The sequence below is a fragment of the Sporolactobacillus spathodeae genome (genome assembly GCF_016908935.1).
Taxonomy (GTDB): Bacteria; Bacillota; Bacilli; order Bacillales; family Sporolactobacillaceae; genus Sporolactobacillus; species Sporolactobacillus spathodeae.
In genome coordinates this window covers 1-16,445 of the sequence record NZ_JAFBEV010000024.1, presented here as the reverse complement: position 1 = coordinate 16,445, position 16,445 = coordinate 1, and the positions used below count along the sequence as shown (strand labels likewise).

The following is a 16,445-nucleotide window of genomic DNA, read 5'->3' as shown; positions in this document are numbered from 1 at the left end:
TTATTTCGTAGCTCGCGAAGAAATTGCTCCTTCTTCAATAAGCTCGTCCAGTGTGTACTCAACCACTTTACTCTGATCCTTCAATTCAATTTGAATAAGTTTCTCCAGTATATTCAGACCAATGACACGGCCCTTGCCAATGTTCAAGACAATTGGCTCGCCGATATCCGGCAATTCCTCTTTAGCCGTTTCATACATGTCGTTCTCATATTTCAGGCAGCACATCAGCCGTCCACAGACCCCGGAAATCTTCGCCGGGTTCAGAGAGAGGTTCTGATCCTTAGCCATTTTTATCGACACCGGCTCAAAGTCACCGAGAAAAGTTGAGCAACAGAGCATCCGTCCACAAGGACCGATTCCACCCAACATCTTGGCTTCATCGCGGACACCAATTTGCCGCAGCTCAATGCGCGTTTTGAATACCGCTGCCAAGTCCTTGACCAATTCACGGAAATCAACCCGTCCGTCGGCAGTAAAATAAAAAATAATTTTATTCCGATCAAATGTATATTCAACATCAACCAGCTTCATTTCGAGCTGATGATTGTATACTTTCTGAAGGCAAATATCCATTGCTGCTTCGGCGTCTTCTTTGTTCTGTAGCACCTGCCGTTTGTCTTCCTCGGTTGCAAGACGAATCACCTTCTTCAGTGGCAAAATGATATCCGACTCATCAACCGATTTCCTTTCAATGACGACTGTCCCGCATTCGATGCCCCGCGTCGTTTCAACAACGACCTGATCTTCGCGCGAGAACGCTAGATCCCCGGGATCAAAATAATATATCTTACCGGCCTTCTTGAATCGAATGCCGACAATATCGTATTTCATTAGCTTCGTATACCTCCTAGTTGAGCCATGAGACGCTCCATAACACTTAATCCGTTGACGTGGGCATTCAATTGTTTACGCGCTTCCAGAATCATTTCAATAAATTGAACAATCTGGTCCGTTGTCAACGCCATCATCTGACGTTCCAATGTCTCTCTCACAGGCGCGTAGAAGAGATTTTCCGAACGATTCAACTGCAGATTCAGCAGATCGCGATACCACAGAAGCAGCAGATCCAGGCCTGTCGTCATGCGGGGCATATCATTAAAAAGCGGATAAAACTTATCATAAATAAAAGGAAGTATCGGTTCAGAAGACGATTGAAGTCTTTGGGTTAATTGTAACACTAGCGAATGCGCATCGGCAAACCATTGCTCATGGCAAAGATCGACTGCGCTCTGATAGTTGTGGGTCAAACCGGCGGCAAGCGAAGCGAGCTGCCGCGGCTGTCCGTCAACCACAAGCCGCTCAGCAAGATCCTTGTCCGAAAGCGGTACAAAAGTAAGCACCTGACATCTTGAAACAATTGTATCCAGAAGCTGATGAATCTGCGACGTTACGAGAATCGCTAGCGTGCCAGGATTGGGCTCCTCAATAAATTTGAGCAAACTGTTCTCTGCTTGAACAGTTAATTTCTCCGCTTCTTCAAGAATAAAAACTTTATGCGCGGATTCGACGCCATGATAAGCAAATTCACGCAGCAAGAAAGCCACTTGTTCTTTTTTAATCGTCTGAGCGTTTTCTTCAGGACGGATCCAAACCACATCTGGGTGATTCCCAGAGGCAATTCTCCGGCAATTCCGGCATTCACCGCATGGTCTGAACGCCTCCGCAGCCTCGCAGAAAAGCATCTGTGCCAGCATCAATGCTGTGTCTCGTTTGCCGGTGCCGCGCGGACCCTCAAATAAATAGGCATGTGCCAGTTCATGCCGGAGCGCGGCATGGCGCAGGACTTTTTCAACCGTTTTCTGCTGGTCTTTTAATTGCTGCCAATCCATGTCTTACTCCTCCGTCCCGGCTCAATCCTAATGATTCCAAATTGTATGTAAAAGGCGCGTATTCACGCGCTTCTTGTCTTTCCCCTTAAACAGCATTCACACATATAAATTGATCAACATCCCGCGAATTTCATCAAGATGGCCAAGCAAATCCAATGAATCTTTATTTTTATTCAACACGTCGTTCGTTAAATCAACCAGTTTTTGATTGACCGTCTTGACAAGTGTCTGCAGCGTACCACCCTGCTGCCAGGAACGCGACTGATCCGTTTTCAGGCCGAGCTGGACCGCGTTCTGCAAAAACGACTGCACATATTTCTTGTAGAGCTGCAAATCGCGGACTGTTCGCGAGCCAGACACACGCCTTGCCTGATCATCAATTTGCTTGAAAAGCGCTTTTAAAGCTTCTGCGTCGCCGCTTGATTTTCTGGAAGAGAAGACCTGTTCAAAGGAATCACTTGTGCGCGCAACAGGTGTTTCAACTCTAGATGGTTTCTCTTTCACTACAGAGTCACGACTGATTTCAATGGACATGCTTTGCCCCCCTTCACTGACTGACGTACATCAAGTGCCTGAATGTAGCGCGTCAAAAGTGTTCGAATCGATCGACATCCATAACAAAAACATTGGCGCCACCGACTTCTACTTCGACTGGATGCATCATATAACCTTCGGAATTGCCGTCGAGTGAGGACATCGGCGAAACGACTTGACGCCGGCTTTTACATTGATCATGAATGATGGTCAACAATTCGTCAACTCGAGTATCGGCTGTTCCGATCATGAATGTGGTATTCCCGGATCGGAGAAATCCGCCCGTGCTTGCCATCTTAGTCACCTGAAATCCTGCGTCGACCAGCGTTCCTTGCAATTGATTGCTGTCTTTATCCTGAACGATCGCTATAACAAGTTTCATGCAAGCCACTCCTTCAGCCATCCGTTTACTTGAGATTCAGAGAACCACGCAGCGCTTTGATAATCGTGCTGTACACTTCTTCGCGGTCTTTTTCTCCGTCAATCAAAGTGATCCGCTGTTTATTTTCGTGGTACAGCGCCAGAAACCCTTCCCGTACCCGCTGGTGATAAGCCAGCGCCCGAGCTTCAATTCGATCAAGTTCAGCCGCGTTTTGCGTGATACCCACCTCCGCGGCGCCTTCCCGACTCTCCATACGTTTCCGCCCGGTCTCCGGCGAGACATCAATCAAAAAGGTTTGATCGGGTTCCAGTCCGTCTGTTGCAAAGCGGTTAATCATTTGGACCATCGCCACGTCCTGCCCCAAGCCATAACCTTGATAAGCAATGGACGCATCGGTAAATCGATCGCAGAGAACAATCCAACCCTTCTCAAGGGCCGGTCGAATTTTTTCCTGAACATGCTGACTGCGCGAAGCAGCATAGAGAAGGATCTCAGTCTGATCGACAATCATTCGATTCTCCGGATTCAGCACCATCGCTCGAATCTGATCACCGACAGTCGTACCGCCCGGTTCACGGGTCAGCAAAAAAGGCAAATTATGGTTTTTTAAGAATTCAGCTATCCGTCGAATCTGGGTTGATTTCCCGGATCCGTCCGGTCCTTCAAATGTAATAAATAGTCCTCTTTTATTCATAGTTATGCGACTCCTGATTGGTAAATCATTATTTTATGCTGTGCCGTTTCTGTGTTTTGAAAGACGGCGCCTGCGGCCAGCAGCGTCTCTATCCGCCGAATCTGTTCCGCCGTCACTTTTTCGCCCTGAAGAACGAGCGGTATGCCCGGCGGATAAGGGATGATTGCCTCAGCGGCAACCGCGCCTTCTGCCGCCTGCAGATCAACAAGTTCACGTGACAGCTGATCCATCTCCCGATACGATATGTCTAGCTTCTGAACAAGTGGAAAGGAAAGGCACTCATTCGTTTTCCGCTTCGCGTGGGTCCTAGGGAAACTGGACAAGCTGGCGCGAATGCGGTATACCGCCTCGGCATAGTTTTCCCGTTCGGAGAGCCCAAGCGTAAGCAGAACGTGATGCGGATCAGCCAATTCCGGATAAATGCCAGCCGCGATCAACCGCTCCTGAAAGGCAAAACCGCTGGTCTCAAATTGCAAACCGAGCGTCAACTTAAAAGGATCAAGGTGAAACGCGCCAGGAACGGCTTTCAGCACATCGATTCCCTCTATCGCATCCAACTCGGCAGCGAAGGTGTCCCTGTTGTGGCAAATGGCTGTAAGCTTATCGGTTGTTAGGCTCGCTAGAAAATACCGAGCGAGATCAAGCGAAGCCATGATCGGATAAGACGGGCTGGACGTCTGCAACATCGCCCGGATTGCTTCAATTTTCTCTTGATCAACGCGCGTCGTCTTGCAATGAAGCCATGCGCCCATCGTCATCGCCGGCAGCATCTTGTGCGCAGACTGCACAACGAGGTCGGCTCCTTGATCAAGCGCGCTTGGCGGCATCGGAGCGCCCAAGTGAAAATGCGGTCCGTGCGCTTCATCGACGAGCACCGCCATCCCGTGATGATGGGCGCGCTCAATCACCGGCCCAATCACTCCCGCCATCCCATAATAATTCGGGTAGGTCAGAATCAAGGCGCGGGCGTCTGGAAAACGCTGAAGGGCTACGTTCAGCGACTCTAGGCACACACCGTAGCCAATTCCGGTCTGTGGATCAATCTCTGGTGCCAGAAAAACAGGTTCCGCTCCTGCTAGCTTCAGTCCATTGAAGACTGACTTATGACTATCGCGTTGGACGAGCACCCGATCCCCTGGACGAATAGTGGCTAAGATCATGATCAGGTTGCCAACGGTTGATCCATTTACAAGGAAATAACTAGAACGCGTGCCGTAATAATCGGCGAGCAGCGCCTCACCGTCGCGCAAAATACCGGTTGGATGATAAAGATCATCTAGATCCGCAACTTCTGTCGCATCTATTGTCAACAAAGATTGATAGATTACCTTAGCCGGTTCAGGAAGAATATGCCCGTCCTTGTGTCCCGGAACATGAAAAGAATAACGCTGATCGTGTACATAGGTCTTCAAGCCGTCAAACACCGGCGTTGCTTTCTGATTCATCGTCTCTCCTCAAAATTGACCGTACTAAGCGGTCAATGAATCGTTTAAACGTGTTTTATTGATTGCTTTTATTTTAGCATATCGCGAAACAGATGCTGCTAGCTGCCGACCGAAACGGAGAAATATTTTCAAGTCTGTATCGTTTATCGGTATGAGAAGAACTGGGCAAATAGCGTCTCATTCTTTTTTGCAGCAATATGCTTCGGTTGCTCGTTTGCCGCGAGTGTTGCACCTTGCGCCATTTTCCACAAAAAATCATTATCATAAAATAAAAGAGAAGCTCCAAATCACGTGCTTCTCCGTACAGCTTATTTGATTTTCCCCGCGGGCTGCTTTGTGTCCCACTTAATTTTTGATAATTTCTTAATAAAATATCGATATTTCCAGTCTGTGACATCCGTCGCGACAATTTTATCTTGACAAGAATAACAGATTAATTGATTACCGATGTGAATACCCTCATGTTTCAATTGGCCGCAAATCAGACAAATTTCTCCGGCCTGTTGCGCGTTTATCCCCATGTCTCCACCTCCTGTTTTAGGATAGACCAATTTCTTGTAATCTATTCGTACACGTGAAAACATTTTCTGCCTTCAGTCTATGTCCGCTAGGCTTATCCGGAGCCTGGCAGGCCTCTGCTCCCTTTTTTCTGTTCTTTTGTTGCTGATCGCTATTTTCATAGAAGGCTTGTTAAAATCTGTTGTTGTTTTTAATCATTTATTGCCATGTGTTCGCTTGCCGCAGGCGGCTTCATGAAAAAAGGCGACCTTAGCATACATAAACATTGACAGCAATCACTGGCAATGTTTATAATTTATTAAAAATTATCGAATTATCAAATAATTCACGCCTTTATTTCTTCATTTTACTTCTGCATCTGCAGGATCGCGAAAAAGACAGACTGACGTGATTTACGATTTATTTCATCTCCGGGAGGCGGCTGATAACGTTTACCAAAGAGCCGGCGGCAAAGAATACCTTCAATGAAATGTTTGACGCGCGCGGAACCATTCGCACACATTATCAAAAGCTTTATGATCAATTGCAACAGCTTGGCACGAGCGAATTGATCAGTCGTTCGGAAAAGATCAAGCAGCAAATGATTCTCCAAGGAATTACTTTCCAAATTGCTTCTGCGACGCAAGGCGCGGAACGGACGATCCCTTTTGATGTTCTGCCAAGAATCATACCGGCCAACGATTGGTCAATGATTGAACGCGGCCTAAACCAGCGTGTTCGCGCCTTGAATCACTTTCTAGGCGACATGTATCATGAACAACGTTTTATTAAAGACGGATTGATTTCACGTCGAATGATTGTCAACAATCCCTACTTTCTCCCAGAAATGATGCATCTTGACGTTCCGGAAAATATCTATACCGCTATATCTGGCATTGATCTCATTCGTGATGAACAAGGCAACTATTTTGTTCTTGAAGACAATCTGCGGACACCATCTGGGCTTTCTTATATCTTCAAAAATCGGATACTAATGATGCATTATTTCCCCGATCTCTATTTTTCCTATCACGTGCGCGGATTAGAAAAAGGAACACAAGAGCTTTTAACGACGTTACAGGACTTGGCGCCGAATAACAAAAAGGATCCAGTCGTTGTCCTTTTAACACCCGGACGGTATAACTCAGCTTATTTCGAACACGCGTTTCTTGCTCAGCAAATGGGCATTGATTTGGTTGAGGGATCTGATTTGCGCGTCATTAATCAAAAAGTCTATCTACAGACAATTAGCGGGCGTATGAAACCCGTTGATGTCATTTACCGCCGGCTTGACGACAGTTTTCTCGATCCGCTAGCCTTCAATCCAAATTCACTTGTCGGCGTACCTGGACTAATGAACGCCTATCGCGCCGGAAATGTGGCAATTGCCAATGCGCCAGGAACTGGCATTGCTGATGATAAGCTTATTTATACGAGAGTGCCAGACATGATCCGCTACTACCTGAGCGAAGAGCCTGTACTGAAAAACGTGCCGACCTATTCGCTGCGCAATCCAGAAGAGCGGAGTTTTGTACTTGATAACCTGGAGAAAATGGTCGTTAAACAAACATCGCTGTCGGGCGGCTACGGAATGTTGATGGGGCCTCAAGCCGATAAAGAAACCATTAAAGCCTTCCGCGCCCAGATCCTGGGACATCCCGAAAGTTATATTGCTCAGCGCGCGATCCGTCTTTCTCAATCACCAACACTCAGCGGTTCCATGATTGAAAGTCGAACCATTGATTTGCGTCCTTTTATTTTTAAAGGCAAACAGCAAGTTGTGCTCCCCGGTGGTCTGACGCGCGTCGCTATGGAGAAGGGGTCGCTCGTTGTTAATTCCTCACAAGGCGGCGGAAGCAAGGATACCTGGATTGTCTAACAAAAACAGAGATGCATTTGCTTAGCTATTCTTTTTATACGCTTAAGATTAATAAAATTTCAGTGGAATGAAGCATAAGAGGGGATTCAAATGATCGGCAGAATCGCGGAATCACTTTACTGGCTTGGTCGTTATATGGAACGCATTGAGAACCATGCACGTTTAATTGATGTCGCCTATCATATGCAGGCAAACCACATGGGCCAAGACCTACACCCGTGGACAGAATTGATTGATACATTCGGCGTACCGAACGAGCTTCTTCTAAAGAACCCTATTGATTCCGAATCCAACGTCATGCAGCTGCTTGTTTTCAGCCGAGATTACAGTAATTCCATCATCTCCTGTCTTGTCAGTGCACGAAACGATGCCCAATCTGTACGTGAACGCGTGCCGAGCGAATTATGGGAGGCAATAAATGGGTTCTATCTCTGGATGAAAGATGAGACAGCCCAGGCTATGCTTCATTATCCCCACTCCTTTTTTCAAAAAATTAAAGAACAGACAGCTTTATATCAGGGCATTATTGAATCCACGATGCTAAGGGGTCAAGAATGGCACATTTTGGAATCTGGGAAATATATTGAACGCGCTGAAAACACCCTGCGTATTCTTAAGGTAATCATCTCCGAACACAAAAGGACCGTTGACTTCGACAATTGTCTCGCTCTGCTAAAATCCGTAAGCGGTTTTGAGGCCTATCGCAAGTGCCAAACTAGCCCGCTTACGATCGAACGGATGATTGAATTTATGATCTTGAACGCGATTTTCCCACGTTCAACGCGCTTTGCATTGAATCATTTGAATAATCATCTGCACAGCCTATTTCACGCGAACATTGCCGCATCGAAAACGATTCAGCGTGTCATGCGTCTGACTGGCCGCATGCATGCACAGCTAGCCTATATGGAAATTCCTGAAATTATCGAATCGGGCATTATTTCATTTCTTATCGAGGAAATAAGTGTTTGTAACACAATTGGTCAGGCCATCGAAACTATTTTCAATACCAAGGAGGTGAGTGTTCTGCCCTTTTGATCCAGCAAATTCGATCAGAGCAGCACAAAACGCATGAAATTTAATATTTCTCATCTGACAAAATATAAATATGCCAGCGAAATTGCAGACAGTGTCAATGAAATTCGTCTGACACCGCGGACAAACACGCACCAAACCTGCTTGCAAAGCCGGATCACAACATCGCCGCAGGCCCCGATTTATACATATGAGGATTATTTTAAAAATCTTGTTTATAGTTTCTCGGTTGCCGATCCGCATACCCTTTTGACCATTCATTCCGAATCGATTGTTGTCACGAGCAACGAGGAACCCGTCATAAAAAGTGTGCTAACTGGGGCGCAAGAGCTAGAAGAATTAGCAAGCGAACGGTTTCTGGACGACTACGCAGAGTATCTCCATCCGTCAGAATATACGCCAATCACACCGGACATTTCCCAAATGGCGTCCCAATTCGAAGCGTCGCACACATTCGCCTCACTTGCTGATAAATTAACCGCCTTGACCGCACAAATTAAGAATGATTTTACCTATGATCCATCGGCCACACAGGTTCAGACAAAAATTGATGAAATGATTCAACTAAGGCGTGGTGTCTGTCAGGATTTTGCCCATCTGATGATCGCTTTGTGTCGAACCATGGGTATCCCCGCCCGATATGTCAGTGGCTACCAATACATCACAGATATCAACGGTGGCAACGCCGATTTTGAACAAGCATCGCATGCATGGGTTGAAGCCTATATACCCGGCGTCGGTTGGACTGGCTTCGATCCAACAAACAATGTCCCCATAAACTGGCGCTATATTATTCTTGCTTACGGCCGCGACTATAAAGACATTGTCCCTGTTAAAGGCATTTATCATGGCACACCACAGCAGAAGCTAGATGTGATCGTTGATGTGCGTCAAATCAACTGAATCAGCCGTGGCAATTGTTTGGTATACTGGGTTATAGATAGAACAACATGCCGCTCGATCAGCAGCGGACAAACTTGCGCCCGAGGTGTATCCATGACAAGTTATCTGATCCTCCACGGTTTCGGAGGAAGCACTGGCGGCCACTGGCAGGAATGGCTCGCCCATAAACTGCAAGGTCGGGGAAAATCGGTCTGGTTTCCTCAATTTACCAATTGGAATCATCCAGACAAAACCGACTGGCTCGCTCAATTGAAACAGACCATCGCCCATATTCCTGAGGAAGAACCCTTGCGCGTGATCACGCATAGTCTTGGCTGTATCCTTTGGATGCATTATGCAGCCCAACCAAACACCCGGATAGCAGAAAGCGTCACGCTCGTCAGCCCGCCTGCCTGCGATACGAAAATTCAAGAGCTCCGCAGCTTCTTTCCGGTTCCAGAAGGCGATGATTATCTCAGAAAAAGCGCCCGACACATCTTACTGATCACAGCAACAAACGATCCCTATCTTCCGCCGGAAAAATGGGCGCAATATGCACCCTACCGTGTGCCAATCCGCATCTTCCCAGATGTCGGTCATATCAATGTTTCCTCGCATTTCGGTCCCTGGCCGTGGATGCTTGAGCATTGCCTCAACATGGATACGCATCGATCATCGGGTGAACCCATTTCAAGAGGCCTATAGATTATCATAGGAACCTTAATTGTTTCATTGAGATAGCTTGGCTTGGCCAAGTCTTTTTTGTAACAATGTACTTCAGCTGCTGCTTGCTGCCACGTAAGCCAAAGCTCTTGCGCTACATTTTACGCGCGCGAAAATTCATATCATTTCCTAATTGATAAAAAAAGAAATCGGGCAGCATTTTTCCACTGAAAAATGCTGCCCGATAACATGTAACATTTAGAAACACGGAACAGATACCAACTTTATCCAGCCCTCATTGACCTGCTTATCCGATTGCATTTGCCGATTGTCTTCTTCGCACAAATAATTTTCGGAGGTAATAAGAGAGTACAACAAAAACACCGGTGATCGCTGAATAAACCACTATGACGCCAAGCACATTCGCTCCGCCGCCATCACCTTCTCCTCGAAGGCCCTGTCTATGAGCAAAATTTGGTCGCTGACCATTCGTTAAATCCGGTTTTTGTCCGCCCGCGGAAGCAAAGCCATGACCCCCTTTAAAACCAGCAGGGTGATTTCCGCCGGCTTCAAAAGTTCCATGGCCCCTCATATCACCACCGCTGCCACTGAAGACAGATGAAACGCTTGCGACGCGATTGAGAAAACTGGTCTGCTGAATCTCGTACACACCGAATAAAAGAATGGCCAAAGCCGCTATTGGTAAGACGTATGTCGTCCACCTAACTTTCGCTTTGAGACCAACCATTTTTTTGAATACATTAACCACCCAGTGCCAGTGAATACCCACGTGCAGACCAACCAAAATTAAAACAAAGAAGGATAAAGCTTCATGCGCCGTTCGGAACCAGCTTTCATTACCGAGATTAAAGTTCGGAAAAACAACGCGCGAAATCACGATACCGCTGAAAATAACGCAACTCATCGAAAGCAGCAGCAAGAAATTCAACAAATATGCGCCGCGCGCGCGCCAAGGAAGCTTGCCATCGAACATTCTCAACGTAATATTTTTGACCCAGCTACTATTTAACAATACATGGGTCAGGAACACGCCTGCAAAAACAAGTCCCGCGATTTCATGATACGTCAAGCCGCCTAAAACGCGCGAATTGAAGAACAGCAAGAACATTAACCCCATGACCAAATCGATTATCCATTTGATAGAGTTCTTCTTCATCCGTGACTACCGCCTTATATTAGGATATATAAAGCGTAAACATAGTTACTTAATTTTTGATTAAAAATAAACCGGCTATAGCTTCCAAACCGCATGCATTCTTTCCACGAAAAAATCGTCCAACAGCCGACGAGCTGTTGGACGATTTTTCCTTTGAAACGTTATTAAGCACGTTGTATCCAGTCCAAGATATTTTGCAGGCCGCTCGTCGCATGCTTCGCGGCCGCCATCCGATCAATATAGTCGTAACGATCCCGATAAAGTCGATTGAGCGTCTCGATCAACTGTGCCTCGGTCAACGCATCGTTATCTAAAACCTCACAATAACCTTTTTGTTTAAAAGAACGAGCATTCAGAATTTGATCGCCGCGGCTCGCGCGCAGCGGCAGCGGAACGAGAATCATTGGTTTCTTGAGCGCCAGAAATTCAAAAATAGCGTTGGACCCTGCTCGCGATAAAATAATTGCCGCGGCCGCCATCACATCCGGCAATTCCTGATTCACATACTCAAACTGCCTATAACCCTGTTCATTCTCAAGTTCAGGGACAACATTTCCTTTGCCGCATAAATGGACAACTTGGTAGGTTTTCAACAACTCAGGAAGTGCTTCGTGAACAACCTCATTAATCTTCTTCGCACCAAGACTGCCCCCCATGATCAGCAAGACTGGTTTGCCCGTCTGAAAACCGAGAAATTGCAGCCCCTTATCTGCGCGTCCTTCAAAAAGACGCTCGCGAATCGGCGCACCCGTGTGCACGACTTTATCCTTCGGCAAATGCGCCCCGGCCTCTTCAAATGTCACAAACAACTTTGATGCGAAACGAATCGCAATCTTATTGGCCAGTCCCGGCGTGATATCCGATTCATGGATATAAATAGGCACGCGATTCAGCCATCCGGCAATAACTACTGGCACGGACACGAATCCGCCCTTTGAAAAGATCAGATCAGGCTTGATTCGGTGGATAATGGCATAGGCTTGAAGCACACCTGCCGCCACTTTGAACGGATCTTTAAAATTTTTGACATCAAAATAACGACGCAGTTTTCCACTTGAAATAGCTTTATAAGGAATACCTTGTCCTTCAACCAACTCTCGTTCAATCCCACTCTTTGATCCGATATACGTTACCGCCCAATCTTTTTTCAGACGCGCAATCAGGGCGAGGTTCGGTGTCACATGCCCAGCTGAACCGCCACCAGTAAAAATAATTTTCTTTGCCATTATTCTCCTCATTTCCGAACTTGCTGAAGTTTCCACTGTTACAAAGTTTAATACAGGATCCGGGAAAGTAAAACATTAAAAGCAAAACTTCTTCATTTTTTCTGGGATTCTGCTAGATCCCTGTCTTGTCTTCCCTGATCCGGTAAAAAAGACTGTCTGCAGATTGGATTTTCCTCCACAGTAACAGTCCGAATTTACTCTATCATTTAATTGGGCCGCGCTTCAATTTCTACAGCAAATTGACTCTGATACAAATCCGCATAGAAGCCCGATTTTTCAAGCAATTGCTGATGTGTTCCCTGCTCAATAACCTGTCCATGATTCATCACAAGAATCAGATCAGCTTCTTTTATCGTCGACAAGCGGTGCGCAATAATGAAATTCGTTCGGTCCTGCATCAGTGTCTTCATGGCATGTTGAATATGAAGTTCTGTCCGCGTGTCAACGCTGCTCGTCGCTTCATCGAGAATCAAGATGACCGGGTCAGCAAGGATTGCCCGGGCAATGGTCAGCAACTGTTTCTGACCTTGGGACAGATTGCTTGCCTCTTCATTCAATATCGTTTCGTAGCCATCTGGCAATGTGCGGATAAAATGATCTGCGTGCGCGGCCTCAGCCGCCTGAACAATTTCTTCTTCTGTCGCGTCTTGCCGCCCATAAGCGATGTTTTCGCGAATCGTTCCTTGAAACAGCCACGTATCCTGCAATACCATGCCAAATAAATGGTGGAGATGCTCGCGCTTCATATCTTTCACAGGAATACCGTCTACCGTAATCCGCCCTGCCTGCGTATCGTAGAAGCGCATCAGCAGATTTACAAGTGTTGTTTTCCCCGCTCCGGTCGGCCCGACAATTGCCACTGTGCGGCCGGCGGGCACGTCAATCGTCATTTGCTCAATGAGCGGTTTATCCGGCGTATAGCTAAAATCGATCGCTTCAAAGCGGACATGGCCCCTCGGATGCGCAATAATTGTCGCGTCTCGCTTATCCGGTACTTCTTCCACTTCATCCAATATTTCAAATATACGCTCTGCTGAAGCAACCGTTGATTGAATAATATTAGAGATATTCGCGATTTGGTTTAATGGCTGGCCGAACTGACGCGCATATTGAATGAACGCCTGGATATCGCCAATCTCTATCGCCCGTTTGACCACGAGAATACCGCCGACAACTGCGATCAAGACAAAACCGATGTTGCCGATGAACATCATCAGTGGCATCATAATTCCTGAAAGAAACTGTGCGCGCCAAGCTGACTGATAAAGTTCACCGTTGATCCGGCTAAATTCTTTCTTGGCATCCCGCTCCTTTCCAAACGCTTTGATCACTTGATGACCCGTAAACATTTCTTCGACGTGACCATTGAGCGCACCAATCCGCTCTTGTTGACTCTTGAAATATTGCTGTGAGCGACCTGTGATCAGTTTGACACCGATCAGACTAAGTGGGAGAGTCAGCAAAATAACCAACGTCAAAATGGGACTGATCGTCAGCATCATCACAATCACACCGATCAGCGTTACAATGGATGTGATGGATGTCGTCAGACTCTGCTGCAGCGTATTGCTGATATTCTGCGAATCATTGACGACACGACTGAGGACATCGCCGTATGGATGATTGTCAAAATAGCTGACCGGCAGACGGGCAAATTTTTCATTGACCTGTCGTCGCATTGTATAGACCATCTTTTGGGAGACGCCGCTCATCAAATATTGCATGAGATACGTAAACAACGCGCTTAAAATGTAGAGAACAATCAGTTCTACAACAATCGTCCAAATCGCCCCGAAGTCAATATGCGCCCCTGGCACATGCCTCATTTTCATGATCATGCCTTCAAAAAGTTTTGTGGTCGCATGCCCCATCAGTTTTGGCGCGATAATTGTAAAAACTGTGCTAAGCGCAGCGAAAACAAAAACGGTGATGAGCAGAAAAGTATGTGGCTTCAGGTAGCTCATCAGCCGATGAAACGTTTTTTTGAAATTTTTCGGTTTCTCTACTGGCATTTGCCCGTGAAAACCTGGTCCGCCAAAGCCTCCGTGACTCCCCCGTCGCCGAGAGGAATTATTGGTTTCACTCATGCCAACTCCTCCTTGTTCAACTGTGAGGCCACAATTTCTTGATATACCGTACAAGATTGCATCAACTCTTCATGCGTACCTATCCCGACAATCATACCATCATCCAGAACTACTATCTTGTCGGCATGCAAAACAGTACTTACGCGCTGCGCGACAATCAAAACGGTCGCTTTTCGCGTGATTTTTTGCAATTCCGCACGCAGTGCCGCATCCGTTCGATAGTCCAATGCAGAGAAGCTGTCATCGAGCAAATAAATAGTTGCCTTTCGGACAAGTGCTCGGGCAATTGCCAGACGCTGTTTCTGACCACCGGAAAAATTTTTCCCGCCTTGCACAAGTGACGCATCATAGCCATTTTCTGTTTTGCGGATAAATCCGTCTGCCTGAGCAATGCGCGCCGCTTCATGAATTTCTTCTTCTGTCGCATCCGGCTTACCGTAACGGATATTCTCAGCGATTGTCCCTTTAAACAACTGAATCTTCTGCGGCACATACCCGATCTGCTGGCGTAAGTCATCCAACGACCATGACTGAACATCCAAACCATTAATTGTAACCTTCCCAGAATCAGCATCAAAAAAGCGCGGAATCAAGTTCAATATCGTAGATTTTCCTGATCCTGTACCGCCGATAATTGCTGTTGTCTGACCCGGTAATGCGGTGAATGAAAGATCGGACACCGCTGGGTTTTCCGCTCCTGGATAATGGTAGGTCACATGATCAAAACATACAGTCGCAGCTCGGTCCGTATCGCCGCTGGTAACAGTGGTTTCCCCATCGCATACATCCGACTCAATCGCCATCACTTCATTAACACGTACTGCGGACACTTGAGCACGTGGAATCATAATGAACATCATTGCGCCCATCAGTACGGAAAACATAATCTGCATCGCATATTGAATAAATGCCATCAAATCTCCAACTTGCATTTCGCCGCTATCAATTCTTAAGCCGCCGAACCAGACAATCGCAACCGTAGCCAAATTCATGATCAGCATCATCAATGGCATCGCAGCTGCCATAATTTTATTAATGCGGATAGAAATATCTGTCACATCTTGATTGGCTTTGTCAAATCGCTCCCGCTCATAGTGCTCACGATTAAAAGAACGCAGCACACGGATACCTGTTAATTGTTCACGCAAGACCAGATTCATTCGATCCAATTTTTTCTGAATTCGTTTAAAAATCGGAACCGCAGTTTTCCCAAGAAGTGCAATGATAATAATCAGTATAGGAACAGCCACAACTAGAACAAGTGATAATTTGGCGTCCTTGTTGACGGCCATGATAATCCCGCCGATGCACATTAGCGGTGCCATTGCCATCATTTTTAAAATCATCATCCAGACTTGTTCAATCTGCGCGATATCATTGGTTGCGCGTGTGATCAGCGAACTCGTTCCGATCTGATCAAACTCCTTAAGCGAGAACGATTCAACATGTGCGAACATGCTGTTGCGCACATCCCGCCCAAAGCCTGAGGCTGCTTTCGAAGCTAGATAATTCGAGACGGCTGTAAATGCTCCCGCAAGAAGCGTCACCAGAAGCATATAAATGCCGACCTTATAGATATAGGCCATATCACCTTTGACGATTCCGGTATCGACAATATCCGCCATCAGTGTGGGTAAATATAGGTTTGCAAGCGATTGTAAAAAGACAAATAGAATGGCAACAATCACTGCCCATTTATAGGGCTTTAGATAAGGCATTAATTTGATCAATTTTTCTCACTCCATTTTCATGCAGCAAACAGCTATTTTATTTATTCTTTACAGACAATAATATTTCCTGCTATTTATGAGAACTGCCAACCCTACTAGTGTATCGGATCAATATGAACGCCTTATGAATCGGAATGTTCTATCTATGCTTGGTTTTTATTTTGCATCAAATGCGCTTCGGTCTCGCTTACCGCGGGCAGGACGGGAGCCTCCTCGGACAGACAGTACTCTTCCCGCAAGGCGCCAGCGCACCTGCGCTGCATTTTTGTGTGAAAAACTTTCTTATCTTAAAAAAGAACAGGCGCCGCTCATTTCTGAGAAGCGCCTGTTCTTTATCATTTGCCTGGCAGTGACCTACTCTCGCAGGGGGACAGCCCCCAACTA

The 16,445-nt window shown here is 46.5% G+C and carries 15 protein-coding genes; 4 read left to right on the top strand and 11 right to left on the bottom strand.

The annotated features are described in order from the left end of the window. From JOC27_RS11050 to JOC27_RS11020, 7 genes are all read right to left on the bottom strand, one after another. A complete protein-coding gene (locus JOC27_RS11050; RefSeq protein ID WP_205007359.1) occupies positions 1 to 831 on the bottom strand; it encodes a PSP1 domain-containing protein in 831 nt (276 codons plus the stop codon). Further along, the gene (gene holB / locus JOC27_RS11045) at positions 831 to 1,829 is read right to left on the bottom strand and encodes a DNA polymerase III subunit delta' (RefSeq protein ID WP_205007358.1); all 999 of its coding nucleotides are present in this window, start codon (positions 1,827 to 1,829) and stop codon (positions 831 to 833) included. Before holB ends, JOC27_RS11050 begins: the two co-directional genes overlap by 1 nt. A gap of 96 nt (positions 1,830 to 1,925) precedes the next feature. Further along, a complete protein-coding gene (locus JOC27_RS11040; protein ID WP_205007357.1) occupies positions 1,926 to 2,363 on the bottom strand; it encodes a YaaR family protein in 438 nt (145 codons plus the stop codon). A 52-nt stretch (positions 2,364 to 2,415) separates the two neighbouring features. Continuing rightward, positions 2,416 to 2,745 (bottom strand): cyclic-di-AMP receptor, encoded by a 330-nt coding sequence (locus JOC27_RS11035; RefSeq protein WP_205007356.1) that lies wholly within the window; start codon positions 2,743 to 2,745, stop codon positions 2,416 to 2,418. 25 nt (positions 2,746 to 2,770) lie between these two features. Continuing rightward, positions 2,771 to 3,439, bottom strand: a complete 669-nt coding sequence (gene tmk / locus JOC27_RS11030) for a dTMP kinase (protein WP_205007355.1) — start codon at positions 3,437 to 3,439, stop codon at positions 2,771 to 2,773. Between the two features lie 2 nt (positions 3,440 to 3,441). Then, positions 3,442 to 4,884 carry an aminotransferase class I/II-fold pyridoxal phosphate-dependent enzyme gene (locus JOC27_RS11025; protein WP_205007354.1) on the bottom strand — a complete coding sequence of 481 codons (1,443 nt, stop codon included), beginning with the start codon at positions 4,882 to 4,884 and terminating at the stop codon, positions 3,442 to 3,444. Positions 4,885 to 5,192: 308 nt separating this feature from the next. After that, positions 5,193 to 5,405: a sigma factor G inhibitor Gin gene (locus tag JOC27_RS11020; protein WP_205007353.1), complete on the bottom strand. Its 213-nt coding sequence runs from the start codon at positions 5,403 to 5,405 to the stop codon at positions 5,193 to 5,195. 467 nt (positions 5,406 to 5,872) lie between these two features. Between JOC27_RS11020 and JOC27_RS11015 the strand changes: the two genes are divergently transcribed. The 4 genes from JOC27_RS11015 to JOC27_RS11000 all read left to right on the top strand — a co-directional run bounded on the left by JOC27_RS11015 (position 5,873) and on the right by JOC27_RS11000 (position 9,883). Then, positions 5,873 to 7,261: a circularly permuted type 2 ATP-grasp protein gene (locus tag JOC27_RS11015; RefSeq protein ID WP_205007352.1), complete on the top strand. Its 1,389-nt coding sequence runs from the start codon at positions 5,873 to 5,875 to the stop codon at positions 7,259 to 7,261. A gap of 90 nt (positions 7,262 to 7,351) precedes the next feature. Beyond that, a complete protein-coding gene (locus JOC27_RS11010; protein WP_205007351.1) occupies positions 7,352 to 8,299 on the top strand; it encodes an alpha-E domain-containing protein in 948 nt (315 codons plus the stop codon). A 33-nt stretch (positions 8,300 to 8,332) separates the two neighbouring features. Then, entirely contained in the window at positions 8,333 to 9,199 is an 867-nt protein-coding gene (locus tag JOC27_RS11005) for a transglutaminase family protein (protein WP_205007350.1), read from the top strand. A 93-nt stretch (positions 9,200 to 9,292) separates the two neighbouring features. Further along, positions 9,293 to 9,883 (top strand): RBBP9/YdeN family alpha/beta hydrolase, encoded by a 591-nt coding sequence (locus JOC27_RS11000; protein ID WP_205007349.1) that lies wholly within the window; start codon positions 9,293 to 9,295, stop codon positions 9,881 to 9,883. 265 nt (positions 9,884 to 10,148) lie between these two features. Here JOC27_RS11000 and JOC27_RS10995 read toward each other — a convergent pair whose 3' ends face one another. The 4 genes from JOC27_RS10995 to JOC27_RS10980 form a co-directional block, all read right to left on the bottom strand. Further along, positions 10,149 to 11,018, bottom strand: a complete 870-nt coding sequence (locus JOC27_RS10995) for a DUF4405 domain-containing protein (RefSeq protein ID WP_205007348.1) — start codon at positions 11,016 to 11,018, stop codon at positions 10,149 to 10,151. Between the two features lie 164 nt (positions 11,019 to 11,182). Beyond that, entirely contained in the window at positions 11,183 to 12,244 is a 1,062-nt protein-coding gene (locus tag JOC27_RS10990) for an undecaprenyldiphospho-muramoylpentapeptide beta-N-acetylglucosaminyltransferase (RefSeq protein WP_205007347.1), read from the bottom strand. A 206-nt stretch (positions 12,245 to 12,450) separates the two neighbouring features. Further along, positions 12,451 to 14,331 (bottom strand): ABC transporter ATP-binding protein, encoded by a 1,881-nt coding sequence (locus tag JOC27_RS10985; protein ID WP_205007346.1) that lies wholly within the window; start codon positions 14,329 to 14,331, stop codon positions 12,451 to 12,453. Beyond that, positions 14,328 to 16,061: an ABC transporter ATP-binding protein gene (locus JOC27_RS10980; protein ID WP_205007345.1), complete on the bottom strand. Its 1,734-nt coding sequence runs from the start codon at positions 16,059 to 16,061 to the stop codon at positions 14,328 to 14,330. The genes JOC27_RS10985 and JOC27_RS10980 overlap by 4 nt, the downstream gene beginning before the upstream one ends. Between the last annotated feature and the right edge of the window lie 384 nt (positions 16,062 to 16,445).